The 14714-nt window shown below is 37.8% G+C and carries 12 protein-coding genes and 1 tRNA gene; 8 read left to right on the forward strand and 5 right to left on the reverse strand.

Annotated elements, in window-relative coordinates; all coding sequences use genetic code 11:
- The first annotated feature begins 3 nt into the window (after positions 1–3).
- The 4 genes from AAGF08_RS10600 (at position 4) to AAGF08_RS10615 (ending at position 6106) form a co-directional block, all read left to right on the forward strand.
- The gene (locus tag AAGF08_RS10600) at positions 4–3084 is read left to right on the forward strand and encodes a M43 family zinc metalloprotease (protein WP_343511136.1); all 3081 of its coding nucleotides are present in this window, start codon (positions 4–6) and stop codon (positions 3082–3084) included.
- A 125-nt stretch (positions 3085–3209) separates the two neighbouring features.
- The gene (locus AAGF08_RS10605) at positions 3210–3971 is read left to right on the forward strand and encodes a PASTA domain-containing protein (protein WP_343511137.1); all 762 of its coding nucleotides are present in this window, start codon (positions 3210–3212) and stop codon (positions 3969–3971) included.
- 4 nt (positions 3972–3975) lie between these two features.
- Positions 3976–5805, forward strand: a complete 1830-nt coding sequence (locus tag AAGF08_RS10610) for a T9SS type A sorting domain-containing protein (protein ID WP_343511138.1) — start codon at positions 3976–3978, stop codon at positions 5803–5805.
- A 4-nt stretch (positions 5806–5809) separates the two neighbouring features.
- Complete coding sequence (locus AAGF08_RS10615; RefSeq protein WP_343511139.1) at positions 5810–6106, forward strand: rhodanese-like domain-containing protein; 297 nt, start codon at positions 5810–5812, stop codon at positions 6104–6106.
- Between the two features lie 21 nt (positions 6107–6127).
- Here AAGF08_RS10615 and AAGF08_RS10620 read toward each other — a convergent pair whose 3' ends face one another.
- Both AAGF08_RS10620 and AAGF08_RS10625 read right to left on the reverse strand, forming a co-directional pair.
- Positions 6128–7237: a site-2 protease family protein gene (locus AAGF08_RS10620; RefSeq protein WP_343511140.1), complete on the reverse strand. Its 1110-nt coding sequence runs from the start codon at positions 7235–7237 to the stop codon at positions 6128–6130.
- Positions 7230–7859 carry an HAD family phosphatase gene (locus AAGF08_RS10625; RefSeq protein ID WP_343511141.1) on the reverse strand — a complete coding sequence of 210 codons (630 nt, stop codon included), beginning with the start codon at positions 7857–7859 and terminating at the stop codon, positions 7230–7232. Before AAGF08_RS10625 ends, AAGF08_RS10620 begins: the two co-directional genes overlap by 8 nt.
- Before the next feature lie 103 nt (positions 7860–7962).
- Between AAGF08_RS10625 and AAGF08_RS10630 the strand changes: the two genes are divergently transcribed.
- The 3 genes from AAGF08_RS10630 (at position 7963) to AAGF08_RS10640 (ending at position 8797) form a co-directional block, all read left to right on the forward strand.
- Positions 7963–8036: transfer RNA gene (locus tag AAGF08_RS10630), tRNA-Ile, on the forward strand.
- 43 nt (positions 8037–8079) lie between these two features.
- Entirely contained in the window at positions 8080–8382 is a 303-nt protein-coding gene (locus AAGF08_RS10635) for a GIY-YIG nuclease family protein (protein ID WP_343511142.1), read from the forward strand.
- Between the two features lie 112 nt (positions 8383–8494).
- Complete coding sequence (locus AAGF08_RS10640) at positions 8495–8797, forward strand: GIY-YIG nuclease family protein (protein WP_343511143.1); 303 nt, start codon at positions 8495–8497, stop codon at positions 8795–8797.
- A gap of 211 nt (positions 8798–9008) precedes the next feature.
- Here AAGF08_RS10640 and AAGF08_RS10645 read toward each other — a convergent pair whose 3' ends face one another.
- Genes AAGF08_RS10645 through AAGF08_RS10655 form a run of 3 tightly spaced genes read right to left on the reverse strand, consistent with a single transcriptional unit; the run spans position 9009 to position 14282 of the window.
- On the reverse strand, positions 9009–10925 hold the full coding sequence (locus AAGF08_RS10645) for an alpha/beta hydrolase-fold protein (protein WP_343511144.1): 1917 nt from the start codon (positions 10923–10925) through the stop codon (positions 9009–9011).
- 48 nt (positions 10926–10973) lie between these two features.
- Entirely contained in the window at positions 10974–11801 is an 828-nt protein-coding gene (locus AAGF08_RS10650) for a sialate O-acetylesterase (protein ID WP_343511145.1), read from the reverse strand.
- A 24-nt stretch (positions 11802–11825) separates the two neighbouring features.
- A complete protein-coding gene (locus tag AAGF08_RS10655; RefSeq protein WP_343511146.1) occupies positions 11826–14282 on the reverse strand; it encodes a glycoside hydrolase family 95 protein in 2457 nt (818 codons plus the stop codon).
- A 217-nt stretch (positions 14283–14499) separates the two neighbouring features.
- On the opposite strand from AAGF08_RS10655, the gene AAGF08_RS10660 reads away from it, so the two are divergent.
- A complete protein-coding gene (locus AAGF08_RS10660; protein WP_343511147.1) occupies positions 14500–14646 on the forward strand; it encodes a lmo0937 family membrane protein in 147 nt (48 codons plus the stop codon).
- The last annotated feature ends 68 nt before the right edge of the window (positions 14647–14714 follow it).

A 14714-nucleotide genomic window follows, 5' to 3' on the forward strand; every position in this document is an offset into this window, starting at 1 on the left:
TGAATGAAAAAAGGTTTACGGTTTTATCTAAAAGCCACTATTTTCCTAATTGTAGGGATTTTCGCTTTTTCGCCATTATTTAGTCAACAATTCAAAGTTATTGATATTACTGGCCAATTAGGATCAAGTAATAATCACACGCATGACGGCAAGTGCGCACATACCATTTTAGAAGCAAAGCAAGAAAAGGAACTTGGGTATTTTGGTTCTAAGCAATACTTTGAAAATTGGATTGACCAAAAAATAGAGACCCGTAGATCAAAACCTCAGGTATTAGCAAAAACAAATCAAGAGGTTCGTCTAATTCCAATAGTTGTTCATATTATTCATAACGGTCAGGCAGAAGGTGTAGGGCCAAATGTTCCAGAAAGCCAGATAATTGAACAAATCAGAATTCTTAATGAAGATTTCCGAAGACTTAATGCGGATGCTGTTAATACTCCGGAAGAATTTTTACCTGTTGCAGCAGATTCTAATATAGAGTTTGTGCTTGCTAAGCAAGACCCAGACGGTTTACCCACGAAGGGAATAGTACGGATTCAAGGTCCAAAAAACAATTACAATCCAGAAACAGACGCTACGTTAATAGGTCAGCTTACTCAATGGGATCCCAATGAATATTTGAATTTATACGTTGTCCCATTAATCAGCCCTTATATTGGATATGCTTCTTTCCCAATATCTGATTTACCTGGCCTTAATTCCCCTCCTACTTCAAGTATTACTGATGGTGTAACCATAGACTATCGTTTTTTTGGGATTGGAGGAAGTGCAATTTCAGCTTCATTGGGAAGAACTGCGACACATGAAGTAGGTCACTATTTTGGGTTGAGACACATTTGGGGTGATGGAGGCTGTGGTGTTGATGATTTTGTAGAAGATACTCCCTTACAAGATGCTTCAAACAATAGCTGCAGCCCTAATATAACGCGTCAAAGCTGCGGTTCAAATGACATGATTCAAAACTACATGGATTATACTCCTGACGCCTGTATGAATATCTTCACAAAAGGTCAAGTTGATAGATTCAATGTTGTTTTAGAAAATAGTCCAAGGAGAGTAACTCTTGTAAATAACCGCGCAACAAGAGAACCAGAATTACTTGATCTCGATTTAGCTATTTCTAAAATAATCACACCCTCTGAATTTGCTTGTTCTCCAACGATCAGTCCAGTTATTGAAGTTTTAAATGCTGGAAACAACAGATTGACTTCTGGAAGAGTAGAGATGATTATCAACGGAAACCTGATAGAAAACAAAAGATTTACTTTTGATATTGAAACTGGAGAAAAAGCTACTTTAACTTTTAGAGATTTCGATCTAATCAGTTCGGGAACTACAGTTGAATTCAAAATCACTGAAGCTAATGACCAGCCTGATATGAATAGTGGGAATAACTCTAAAAGTTCAAACCCAATACTTCAGGATGAAATCTCCTTACCATTTATCTTTGACCAAAACAATTTCCCTGGAGTCTTTACCGTTGAAAACCCAGATGAACAATTCACTTGGGAAACAAAAACTCTTTCTATTTCAGGTGTTAGTCAACCTTTGATTTCTGTTTCTAATTATGAATATCAAGCTCCTGGTGAGTTAGATTTTTTCATTTCACCAATTATTAATCTTGCTGAATACCCAAATGCCCAGATCGTGTTTGAGTTAGCTTATGCTAATTATGGTCAACCAGGATTTGAAGATCAATTGATCGTAGCCGTATCTCAGGATTGCGGAAACAGCTTTGACCTAGCAGATGCTACATACAAAAAATTCGGACAAAGCCTTGAAACCAGTAATGCAACCTTAGATGAGTTTATTCCTAGTACTTCATCTCAGTTTAGAACTGAAATTGTCAACTTAAATGCATTTAAGGACCTTGGAACAATACGTTTCGCGTTTATCAATCAAAATGGATATGGAAATAATATTTATATCCGAAATATCAGAATTTTACCTAATGAAGAATTTAGATATGATTTGACTATCAACGAATTAGTTACTCCTACCCCTATCGGAAATGGAACGCATGACAATGAAGTATTCTTATTGACAAACACCGGAAACCTTCCTGTTTCTAAATTCTTATTCTCAAGATCTACGAATAGTTCAGGTTTTCAAACGTTCTTGGCAACTGGTGCAGAAGTTCAACCTGGTGAAAGTTTTACGCTTTCCGGTTCAAAAACAACCAGGCTTGGTAAAAACGAATTAGAAATGATTGTTAGCAGACCTAATTTTGACCAAAATGGAATAAATGGAAATTCCTTCACTAGGTATGTTATAGAAGATACGAATTCTATTCCATCACCTTGGAGGCAGAACTTTAATAACTCAGGCAGCATCACCCCTACAAACCAAACTATTAATACCGAGTCTGATTTTACAGCTTGGGAGATTATCCCGGTAACGTCTGGGGAAGGACCAAATAACGTTGCAAGAGTCCAAAATCTTGCAGATGGAAATAGCTACTGGCTGGGAACTTCTATTTTCGATTTAAGCAGTAGAAGTCAAGCTAGTATATTTTTTGATCTGGCAGCAGGTTCTGTTGGTACCGAAACGACCCTGAGTGTTTTGGCCAGTTCGGATGGTGGAGAAAACTATTTTGTAGTTTTGGAAATATCGGGATCTGAACTTTCCACCGTCTCAGTTGGTGAAGCTAACCCAAATAGTATTAATGATTTTGCTCGAAAGTATGTAAACCTAACCGATTTTGCAGGATCTGGTGCTAGTGAAATCAGGCTTGCTTTTGTAGTTTCCGGTGGAACGGAAACAGATAGCCCCATATATTTAGATAATATTGAGCTATTCCTAAGTGCGAATCCGAATCCAGTAATTCCAGCAGAAGGAATGTCTATTCTTTATCCTAACCCTGCTAGGGATGTATTTAACATTGCATTTAATTTAGCACAGTTTGAAGATGTTAATATTCAAATTATATCGAGCGCAGGAATGGTTGTTCAGGATTTAAACTATCCGGGCACTTTAAACCAAACATATTCATTTAGTACAGAATTATTCTCAAAAGGAGTCTTCATTATTAAAATCACAAGCAATACAGTCCAAGAAACCAGACGTTTAATAATTAATTAACTTGTTTTTAAGCCGAAGTTCATTCTTCGGCTTATTTTTTGTCGAGGAATTAGCTGGTTTAAGGGAATCTCAGCGTTGTAGGGTTTGAAATTCCCATGTATCTTTAGCTATCGTAACAATCTAAAATGAGCTCATTCAATTATTCTTTAAAGAAAGTATTAATCAATCTCTTCCTTGTAATTGCCCTCTCGGTTTTATTGGGTTTTTTATTCTTAAAACTCTATTTACCAATGTATACAAACCATGGAGAAACAGTTTCGGTACCTGATCTCACTGGCTTCACTTATGAGGAAGGAAAAAGTATCCTGGAAAATGCTAGTTTAGAATATGAGGTTTCTGTAGATTCTGGTTTTAGTACCGAATTAAAACCACTTGCGGTACTAAAGCAATTTCCCGAAGCAAACTCTCAAGTTAAGACTGGAAGAAAAATTTATCTGACCTTGAATGCCAGGAATGCTCCAATGCTTAGAATGCCGAATTTGGTAAATACTCCTTTAAAAAATGTTCAGGAGATTCTTTCCAATATGGGCTTAGAAAGAGGAGATATTGTATACGTTCCAGATATAGGAATCAACGTAGTTTTAGAGCAAAAATATAGAGGTGTAGATGTGCCGGAAGGCTTTGAGATTCCGAAAGGTGCTAAAATTGATTTAGTTGTGGGAGATGGAATGGGTAATCAAATCCTTGAAGTTCCCAGCCTATCAGGAATGGATGAAATAGATGCGGAATTTTTGATTTTAGGTTCAGGACTCAGAGTCGGAAATAAAAACTTTATTGAAAATGACACAGTTCCTCCAGGAAAAATATTCAAGCAAATCCCTGGAGCCGGCACGCAAGTAAAGACGGGAGAGCTGATAGAAATATGGATTTCTAAAGAAAATTTTTAATTGAATGGGCAATAGCCTTCACATAATCAGAGCACTGCTTTTTATACTTACTATTGGATTAGTCTCGGATTCTTATGCTCAAATTGTAGAGTTTTCACCAATTCATCGTGTAAAAACACCTGAATATTCAGTCTTCAATAAAAAGGAACTGCGGGTCCAAAATGGAAATGTAGTTCCATTTTGGGATGATTTTTCTTTAGGAATTGATACTCTTAAATGGGACTTGGAAGGAGTTTCTTATACTGAGACGATTGGAATTGATCCACCATCCATAGGCCAAGTATTATTTAATGGGGTAGATTCAAATGGAAAGCCCTATTCTTTATCTCAAAGAGACATTGGGGTTACGGATATATTAATCTCTAAAAGTTTTGACCTTTCAGATCAATCTTCAAACTCTTTATTCTTGAGCTTTTTCTGGCAAGCAGGTGGCAAAGCTGAATATCCGGATAGTAATGATCAGTTTTCCCTACAGTTTTTAAGCGAGGATAACAATTGGATTACCGTTTGGTCTCGAATTGGTGGCATTGAAGAAGATAGATCCAAGTTTACTCAAAGTATCGTGCAGGTGACTCCTGAATTTCAACATGATTCTTTCCAGTTCCGATTTATTGCAGATGGACGACAGGCGGGGCCATTCGATAGCTGGATACTGGATTATATTTATTTGAATTATAATAGATCAGAAAGTGATTTAGATTATAGAGATAGAAGCCTAACTCAGGTCAACCTGGTAAGTCTGGGAGATTTTGGAGCTTACCCATTTGAACTATTTGAAAATAATCAGGAAGAACTTTGGAGTAGCGTACAAAACCAATTTTATAATCTAGAAAACAGGTTTCGAGCTATGGAATATTCTATTTCGGTTAGGGATACCTTAACTAATTCAACTTTTTTAATTAATCAAAATACGCCATTTAATCCAGTTCCTAATTCGAAGGAAAGAAGGAGTTTCAGTAGTAATGAGTTTGACGAAGTCCCTCTACCAACTGGAGAATCAACTTTAGAATTTTCGACTTCATTGACTACAGGCGATACTAGATATTTTGAATTTAATGGTAATGACACCACCTTTTTTTCAAGTGTTGATTACAGAATAAATGATACAGTCAAATCCTATTTTCCCTTACAGGATTATTTTGCTTATGATCATGGGTCTGCAGACTACGCAGCAGGAATTAACCAAAAATCTGGGATGCTTGCTGCCAAATACGATACCCCCGAAGAAGTTTATATCGAAGGCATCTCAATTAATTTCACAAATCCAAATCAGGCTAATCAAGCGATAGATATTATTGTTTGGAAAGATTTGGAAGAAGGTCCGCTTTATAGAAGCGAAGAATTGATTCCTGTTAAAGAGGCTGGAGAGGAGTTTTTATATTATCCCCTAGATACCAATATTAAAGTCAATGGTGAATTCTATATCGGCTATGCCCAATTCACAAATGATTTTATACATGTAGGTTTAGATAAATCAAATGATCAAGGGGATAAATTATTCTACAATGTGGCAGGAGCTTGGGCACAAAATGAAGAGGTGAAAGGATCGATGATGATTCGTCCACATGTCTCTTTAACTCAACCTTTCGAAGAAAGTATTACTCCAGGTGCAAGATTAAAATTTTATCCAAACCCCGTTGAAAAGTTCCTTAATATAGAAGGTAGTTTTAGCGGAGTTCGAATTTTTGACTCTTTTGGAAGAGAGATTTTTCTACAAAGAGAGACTAGTCAAGAAGGGGAAATTATTAATTTTACGGGACAGCGGCCCGGCATTTATCTCATCAATATAATTTCGGAAGCTGGTTTAGAATCAATAAGAATATTAGTCAGATAAAATCATGGAAGATATTAATGTAAAAGAGCTCAAAGCGAGACTTGACAAAAATGAAAAATTTGTATTCATAGATGTTCGAGAAGAATGGGAATATGAAGACGAAAATCTGGGAGCGATAAATATTCCTTTGGGAGATTTACAAAATAGATTGGATGAAATCGAAAAATATAAGAATGAGGAAATTGTTGTTCATTGCAGATCTGGAGCAAGGAGCGGCAATGCAAAAAAGTTTTTAGAATCTAAAGGGTTCGCAAAAGTCCGAAATGTTTTAGGTGGAATAATGGCCTATAATGAATTATAAACTCCCAATTGGGAGTTTTTTTTATGTAAATAAAAATGGTCTAGGAGAAAAACTAATTAAGAATATCAAAATTGCTATCCAACCTAAAACTTTTCTCATGGGGCTTAATTCTTTGTATCCAGAGACTTCCGGATGTCTAAGCCCCATCACTCTTCCCAATAAGAAAGCAAAAAACAACCAACCTTGATAGCCTTCCCATTCTGGTTTAAAAAAGGCGATTGCATACTGGGTGGCAGCCAAACTTAAAACTAATGTCAATTTATTCTGTGTCGATAAAGCTGACCTACTGTAGCATAAATATAAATAGCCAACGTACAATGGTATTCTTAAGAGCAAATCGTCAAAAGGGAGGTAAGGATTGATAAACCCTAAACCTGCGTATCCAACGAATCCAGTAAAAGCAATCAGAGAAACTGTTTGATGATGTTTTGGGAAAAGCCCAAATATGACATGCCCGCCATCCAACTGGCCTATGGGCAAGAGATTTAATGCAGTAAAAAACAAAGCTAAATAACCTGCAAAAAGAAAAGGATAATGTATTACTTCTGACATAGATGGCATTCGCTCCGGGTCTGCAAAGACTTCGCCCAGAGACCAGAAAAGAAAATTATTCCCTAAATCAAAGTCCAATACTTCCTCACCATAGCCTTCAAAATTAGGATCTGCATATTCCGGGTGAACTTGATAGATATAGTCCGCAGGAGGCAAATTAGAGAAACCATAAATTAATAAACCTAGGGCAACGACAAAGCCGGCAAGGGGACCGGCAATTCCAATGTCAAAGAATTTTTTTCGACTATTAACCAATCCTTTCATTCTTATTACGGCTCCAAAAGTCCCGATAGAGGGAATTCCAATAAAGCCAAGCCAAACTGGAATGAAAAAAGGTAAGGTACATTTTACTTTATGATACATGGAAGTGAAAAAATGTCCCAATTCATGAATTAATAATATTCCAATAAAAGGAATTGAAAATGCAGTGGCCTTCCAAAAATCATCCAAAGAGAGGAATTGATCGTCAGATGCTAAAACTGATTTACCCAAAACCCACTCCCCTCCTGCCAAAGTTGCAGTAATGAGAGTAAGAACAAATAAAAGACCGTGAACTAAATATTCTTTTTTGCTATACATGCTTCAAATAATCAAAAATAACATGAGGTCCTGTCACATGAACAGCTTGAATTCCAACTGAAGCTGCTCCTTTAACATTTGCTTCCAAATCATCAAAGAATACTACCCGTTCAGGCTTTGCCCCTAATTGATCGAGCATAGTTAAATAAATTTCCTGAGAGGGTTTAGATAATCCCATTTCGTGACTTAGAAAAACGTGATGAAAAAGTGGATCGAAATTTTTTAGCTCAAAATCTTTGTTTAACATTTTATAAACCGCATCTATATGAATCTCATTCGTATTGCTCAATATACCCAGAGTGTATTTATCTTTCAATTTGGCAATTAGATCTATTCTTTCAGAGGGAATGTTTTTCAAAAGTGAATTCCATAATTCATCAATTTTCTCATCATTCCAGTCTTGTTGAAAAAAATCTCTCACTTCATTTCTAAATGTGATAGAATTTATTTCCCCTTTCTCATATTTTTTATGAAAATCGGTTAAATAAAATTGTTCAGTCTTATCTTGATGATTTTCAGGAAGTTCCTTTTTAATTAAATCCAAAGATTTTCTGTAGTCGATATCAACAATTACATTTCCAAGATCAAAAATTAAAAAATCAGCATCAGGACTATTTTTCATGCACAAATAGGGTTGTTTATATTACTTCAAATATGTAACATTGCACTCCCAAAACCAAGGTTTAAGGCTTCATAGAAGTCAAAAAGCAATGGTAATACATTTTGGGCCTATAGCTCAGTTGGTTAGAGCACCTGACTCATAATCAGGTGGTCCCTGGTTCGAGCCCAGGTGGGCCCACAAAGCCATTCGATTATTCGGATGGCTTTTTTTATTTTTATCAATGAATAATTTTTTTGTTTATATCCTTTTCTCTGAATCTCTAAATCGATTTTATACTGGACTTACAACACTTAAAGTTGAAGAACGATTGGAAAATCATTTACATAAAAAATATGCTGGATCGAATTTCACCCAAAAAGCCAATGATTGGACTCTTTTCCATTCAATAAAATGTAAATCATTCTCCCAGGCTAGAAATATCGAATTGCATGTTAAGCGAATGAAATCATCTTCCTATATCAAAAACTTAAAGCTATATCCTGAACTTCAACAAAAACTATTGGATCAGTATAAAAATACCTGACTCTCCCGAAAGCTTTCGGGACAGGTGGTCCCTGCACCGATAGCAATCGGCAGAGCCCAGGTGGGCCCACAAAGCCATTCGATTATTCGGATGGCTTTTTTTATTTTTATCAATGAATAATTTTTTTGTTTATATCCTTTTCTCTGAATCTCTAAATCGATTTTATACTGGACTTACAACACTTAAAGTTGAAGAACGATTGGAAAATCATTTACATAAAAAATATGCTGGATCGAATTTCACCCAAAAAGCCAATGATTGGACTCTTTTCCATTCAATAAAATGCAAATCATTCTCCCAGGCTAGAAATATCGAATTGCATGTTAAGCGAATGAAATCATCTACCTATATCAAAAACTTAAAGCTATATCCTGAACTTCAACAAAAACTATTGGATCAGTATAAAAGTACCTGACTCTCCCGAAAGCTTTCGGGACAGGTGGTCCCTGTACCGATAGCAATCGGCAGAGCCCAGGAAGGCCCACAAAGCCATTCGATTATTCGGATGGCTTTTTTTATTTTTATCAATGAATAATTTTTTTGTTTATATCCTTTACTCTGAATCTCTAAATCGATTTTATACTGGACTTACAACACTTAAAGTTGAAGAACGATTGGAAAAATAATTAAAAAATCTCCTGAGCAAAATTATATAGATTATTCCTCCAAACTGGCCAAGTATGGCCTCCAGGGTACTCCGAATAGGTATAATCCACCCCTATTTCGTCAAACTTCTTCATCATAATCTGGCAATTTTCATAGGCAATATCCTGCTTTCCTCCCATGGCTATCCAAAATGACTTTAGATTTTGATTGATTTTAGAAGCATTTTCTTTCATATAGGCATATTGTGCATCCGCAATTTCTGTCTGTCTAGATGCAATCCAACCTGAACTAAAAACTCCCAAGTAAGAAAACAAATCGGTATTGTTTACGCCTGCATACAAGGTTTGTATTCCTCCCATGGAAAGTCCAGCCAAAGCACGATCTGAAGCATTTGACTTCACTCTGTAATTTTTCTCAACATAAGGAATCAAGCTTTCTTTAAGCTCTCTTTCAAATTGCTTCAGGCCATTATCGATAAAAGCACTGGCTGGCATGTTTCCATCTGCCATCACCACCAACATCTTTTTAGCCTTACCTTCTGCAATCAGATTATCCAGAATCAAATCAGTTTTACCTTGTCTAGCCCAGCCTGCTTCATCTTCTCCTCCGCCATGATAGATATACAGGGTTGGATAGGTTTCAGCAGTATTGGCGTCATAACCCGGAGGCGTGTATATAAAAAACTGTCTCCAGGATCTTAGAGCCGTAGAAAAATATCTAACTCTTCTAACTTCCCCATGTGGCACATTTTTTAATTGATAGTATCCATCTCCTTTAAAAGGGACTTCAATGCCACTGGCATATCGACCCATTCCATAAAATGCTTCACTGGATGGATCTACCACAGCTACCCCATCAATGATCATTGAGTAATAATGGAATCCTTCACTCAAAGAATCAGTCATGACTTCCCAAACACCATCCTCGCCTTTGACCATATCATACTTTCTCCCCAAGTCCAGTTGGATTTTTTCTGAATCAGGGGCTTTGATTCTGAACTTGGCTCTATGATCCGGATAAATCTGTGGGTATTTGGAGTTTCTGATATTAGTTGCGGCAGGAGTTCCAAGAGGACTATATTTATTGAACTTTGATTGATCCACAGGTTTAAAGAGAAGCTGAGAAAACATATACAAGCCATTCTTCCAAACTTTAAAATCATGGCCTCCCGACTCTAAATAATAAATATGGGGAACCTCCTCTTTTATCAAATAGTCGTGAGTTCGCTTACTGAAACTAAGCAATCCATCTTCATCCCCACAGGAAATCCAAAGCACCTTCAAAAGCTCTTTTGCTTTTGCTGGATCCGGAACCAAAACTTCAGGAGCTTTGGTGTTAGGAGCGGAAGAAAATCCTCCAACCCAAGCAAACTTATCCAAGTTCCCCAGTCCAAAATTCAAGGACTGCCCACCTCCCATAGATAAACCTGCAATTGCCCGGTTTTCCCGGTCAGTTAAAACAGGGTATTTCTTTTCTATAAAAGGAATCAAATCATTCAAGAGATCCTTTTCAAAGGTTGCAAATGCCTCCACTTTTTCAGGAGCCATGATATTTCCTGTAGCCCGGTCATCCTTCATCGCGCGACCATTTGGCATGACTACAATCATGGGTTCTAGTTTACCTTCAGCATACAGATTATCCAAAATCACCTCGGGATGCCCTCCTTTCAACCATTCTTTTTCATCTCCTCCAATTCCATGTAAGAGATAAAGTACCGGATACTTGACTTTTTTGGAATAGCCTGGGGGTGTATAAACCAAAGACTTTCTGGTAGATCCAACGGTCTTAGAATTATATTGAATAGAATCAATCTTCCCATGGGGAATGGCGGCTTGAATTTGATCAAAGCCAGCAGGAGCTTCTTTTTCTAATTCTTGGCCAATTGTTGTGCTTGCAAAAAGGCAAAACACAAAAAGTAATTTGAAAAATCGCTTCATAAAGGTATAGGTATATGGGTTTTAAAATTTTAATACACAATTAAGCTTTTATTTTTCTAAGATCTCAATCATCTTTTCTCCATATCGTGAACCAAGCAGACGATATCCAGCTGCCGAAAAATGCAAACCATCTTTTATGGCTTCACATCCTTGAGATGAAATCACATAGGCATTTGGAATGACATTCGACAAGGTGGCAATGATCGGATTCATGCTGGCACATTTTCCGCCTTCTTCTGCACTGACCAATTCACCTGCCAATAGTGGAACCGAATTCGGTTCCAATCCTAAATCCGCCAATAAATTCGCATAGACACCAGCCACTTTGGTTGGCCAGGTTTGATCTCCGGTATTGGATTCACCCTGATGCAGCAAAACCCCTTTAATAACCCCACTTGCTTGGGCCAAATTCCCTAATTCTACCAGTCTTTGGTAAGGATTTCCATCGTATTGAGCGATCATTCCTTTCATCCATTCCGGGGCTGTAGCAGTGTAGGTTTCATAATTGTCTTTATCAAACAACTCGATTTTACAACCTCCAACAGAGACGTTGATAATCCCGATCCGTATGCTATCCGGTAAATTTTCCACCAAAGTTTTCCCAAAGTAATCTCCTGGAGTAATTCCAGTATTACACCTACTTAAAGGAGGTACTGCAGGATACCATTTCCCTTTTTCCCTTGCTAAATCCGGACAATCCACTGCCTGAAGCAATTGAAAACGCTCATTGGGTATGGTATCTTGAGGTTCAAACCGGGCATTCCCTTCCATGTTAGACTGACCAAAACTCAGAAAAATGTAAAAATTAGGGTCTTGACCAAAGCTTTGTATACTTATAAAACAAAGCACTACAACGAAAAAAACTCTTGAAAACATGTCGTATTGGTTTTTTAGGGTTAATTATTTCATGATCAATACATAAGACTTTCCTGACTCAGTAGCCAAATCATATGAATAACCTGCATCCAAAGTCGGCTTTTCCAAATTCGCTTTATCAGAAATCACGGGAGAAGGAGTTTCTTCCACATAGTAAAATGGATTAGGGTTTTCTCCTTTTGCAAGGTTCAAACTCCCTTTTTCTACAGTCATAGCATTAGGAAGGCGAAAACGAAGATTACCTCCTAAATCAGATCTTATTGTAACTCGTTGGATTTTTCCTTCCTTCCAAACCATATCCTCTACCTCAAACCCACCTCTGGCCTTAATGCCCGAAATACTTCCATTTGGCCAGGCATCCGGAAGTGCCGGCAACAAATGCAGTTCACCATTGGCACTTTGGACTAGCATCTCCGTAATTCCGGAAGTACATCCAAAATTTCCATCAATCTGGAAAGGCGGATGTGCATCAAATAAATTATTATATGAACCTCCGCCACCTTGGTTGGTACCAACAGGTGAAAGTTGATTTTGGATCAATTTATAGGCATGATTCCCATCCAAGGCTCTTGCCCACCAGTTCACTTTCCAACCCATACTCCAACCTGTAGAGACATCTCCTCTATGAATCAAGGTGGTTTTGGATGCCTGATATAATTCAGGTGTTCGAAAAGGGGAAATCTGATTGGAAGGAAAAAAACCATACAAATGGGAAATGTGGCGGTGATGATCATTCGGATCATCGATATCTTCCAGCCATTCCTGGAGTTGTCCATGCTGGCCGATATGCATCGGAGGAAGCTGCTTTCTCAACAGCTTTAAGGTATCTTGAAAAGAGGCATCTTTTTTCAATATTTCTGCTGCTTGAATCGCAGTGCTAAAAACGTCAAATACAATTTGATTATCCATAGTCGTCCCTGCATCCAAAGAAGAGCCTCCATGTGCTTGGGGAGCATTTTCTGGAGAGGTTCCTGGGTTGATAACTAACCAACCATTTCGAGGGTCTTTCACCAAGAAGTCAGCATAAAACTGAGCAGCGCCTTTTAAAACAGGATAGATGGATGAAAGGAATTGCTGATCTCCTGTATACAAATAATGCTCCCATAGGTGCTGACTGGTCCAACCTCCTCCTCCATTCCAAATTCCCCAAAATATGGCATCCACAGGACCCGTGATTCTCCAGATATCTGTGTTATGATGCGCCATCCAACCTCTTGCTCCATACATGACTTTAGCCGTTTCTTTCCCGGTTTCAGCCATTTCCTGAACCATTTTCAAGAAGGGCTCATGCAATTCAGAAAGGTTGGTCTTTTCTGCCGGCCAATAATTCATTTGTGCATTGATGTTGATCGTATACTTACTGTCCCAAGGCGGCATCATTTCTTTGTTCCAGATACCTTGGAGGTTGGCTGGTTGTCCTCCCGGCTGGGAAGAAGAAATAAGGAGGTATCGTCCATATTGGTAATACAAGGTTACCAATTGAGGATCATTGGTATTTCTAAAATTCTTTAAACGTTCGTCGGTAGGAAGCTTTGAAGCTTTTGATTCACCCAAATCCAAAGTAACCCGATTGAAATAGTGCTGATAAGCTTTGAGCTGATCTGTCTTTAATACGTTATAAGACTTGAAAAAAGCCTTTTCCATATAACCCGCAGCCCTACCATGTTCGTTACCTGAGAGATCATCGTAGCGATTAAAATTAGAAGCAATAGAAATATAAATCGTGGCCTCATCGGCATCCTTCACAACCAAGGCTGTATCTGTATGATTGAGTGAACCTCCTTTTGTTTGAATCTTTATTAACCCCTCAAAATTGACTTTTCCTGGAACTCCTTCATGATCTGAAGTTGTTCCAGTCAGGATCAACTCATTGGAAGTATTGGTCCTAATAGCTGACTTTTGATGCGGACTGGTAAATGCTGCACTAAATGAAATCATTCCCGGCTCACTGGCATTTAACTTCACCGCAATTATTCGATCAGGAATCGAAGCAATCGCCTCTCTAGTATAGGTCACTCCATTAACGGCGTAACTTGTTATCGCAACCGCATGGGCAATATCTAATTCCCGGTAGTAATCCTCATACTCGGAATGACCTACCATAGTGATCTCTAGATTGCCAACAGGCTGAAACATCTGCCCGTTGGATTTCTTAGTCTGGATCATTTTGGATGCCAGCAACTCCGCTTCTTTTTGTTTTCCCTCAAAAATCAATTTCCGGATTTCCGGTAGGGCATTCAATGCATCAGGATTATCATTTCGGTTTGGACTACCTGACCAAACCGTGTGTTCATTGAGTTGGAGAATTTCAGTTTCCACATTTCCATAAACCATGGCTCCCAATCTTCCATTCCCGATAGGTAAAGCATCTGTCGAGACTTTTCCAGCAGGCTGTTTGTACCAAAGCTTGAGGTCTTGCTCTTTCTGGGAAAATGCATGTAAGGAAATGAATATCAAAACGAAAAAAATCAATTGTTTCATGAGGGGAAATTTTGGGTTTTAGATTTATTTTTAAATTAAGAAAAAGAGTCCATCAAACGCTGACCCTAAGCGCCTTATTTCGGGTACATAATTCCCCAAAAATAATTTCCATTATTATAAAGATCACTTTTTCTTCAAGGTTTGGGCTGTTTTACAATCTGGCATTCAGCTTGGATTATCAACAATGTAATTATTTGAAAACTAAACCACTAAAACCATGAGTTCTCTTTTATATTTTATTGCTGTAATCCTTCTAATAGGATGGTTAATCGGAGTATTTGTCTACAGTGTATCGGGTCTGATCCATGTCTTACTTGTGCTTGCTGTAATAGCTGTATTATTTAGACTGATAGGAGGCCGATAAAACCCCAACCAAAATAAAAAAGAAAAAGGCAGAGAAACTCTGCCTTTTCTACTTTATAAAACCCAATC

Source organism: Algoriphagus sp. SE2, from assembly GCF_039563885.1.
Lineage (GTDB): Bacteria > Bacteroidota > Bacteroidia > Cytophagales > Cyclobacteriaceae > Algoriphagus.

Excerpts from the sequence above, each read along its gene's own strand:
- AAGF08_RS10600 (WP_343511136.1), top strand. The coding sequence starts at position 4 with ATGAAAAAAGGTTTACGGTTTTATCTAAAAGCCACTATTTTCCTAATT.
- AAGF08_RS10605 (WP_343511137.1), top strand. The coding sequence starts at position 3,210 with ATGAGCTCATTCAATTATTCTTTAAAGAAAGTATTAATCAATCTCTTC.
- AAGF08_RS10610 (WP_343511138.1), top strand. The coding sequence starts at position 3,976 with ATGGGCAATAGCCTTCACATAATCAGAGCACTGCTTTTTATACTTACT.
- AAGF08_RS10615 (WP_343511139.1), top strand. The coding sequence starts at position 5,810 with ATGGAAGATATTAATGTAAAAGAGCTCAAAGCGAGACTTGACAAAAAT.
- AAGF08_RS10620 (WP_343511140.1), bottom strand. The coding sequence starts at position 7,237 with ATGTATAGCAAAAAAGAATATTTAGTTCACGGTCTTTTATTTGTTCTT.
- AAGF08_RS10625 (WP_343511141.1), bottom strand. The coding sequence starts at position 7,859 with ATGAAAAATAGTCCTGATGCTGATTTTTTAATTTTTGATCTTGGAAAT.
- AAGF08_RS10635 (WP_343511142.1), top strand. The coding sequence starts at position 8,080 with ATGAATAATTTTTTTGTTTATATCCTTTTCTCTGAATCTCTAAATCGA.
- AAGF08_RS10640 (WP_343511143.1), top strand. The coding sequence starts at position 8,495 with ATGAATAATTTTTTTGTTTATATCCTTTTCTCTGAATCTCTAAATCGA.
- AAGF08_RS10645 (WP_343511144.1), bottom strand. The coding sequence starts at position 10,925 with ATGAAGCGATTTTTCAAATTACTTTTTGTGTTTTGCCTTTTTGCAAGC.
- AAGF08_RS10650 (WP_343511145.1), bottom strand. The coding sequence starts at position 11,801 with ATGTTTTCAAGAGTTTTTTTCGTTGTAGTGCTTTGTTTTATAAGTATA.
- AAGF08_RS10655 (WP_343511146.1), bottom strand. The coding sequence starts at position 14,282 with ATGAAACAATTGATTTTTTTCGTTTTGATATTCATTTCCTTACATGCA.
- AAGF08_RS10660 (WP_343511147.1), top strand. The coding sequence starts at position 14,500 with ATGAGTTCTCTTTTATATTTTATTGCTGTAATCCTTCTAATAGGATGG.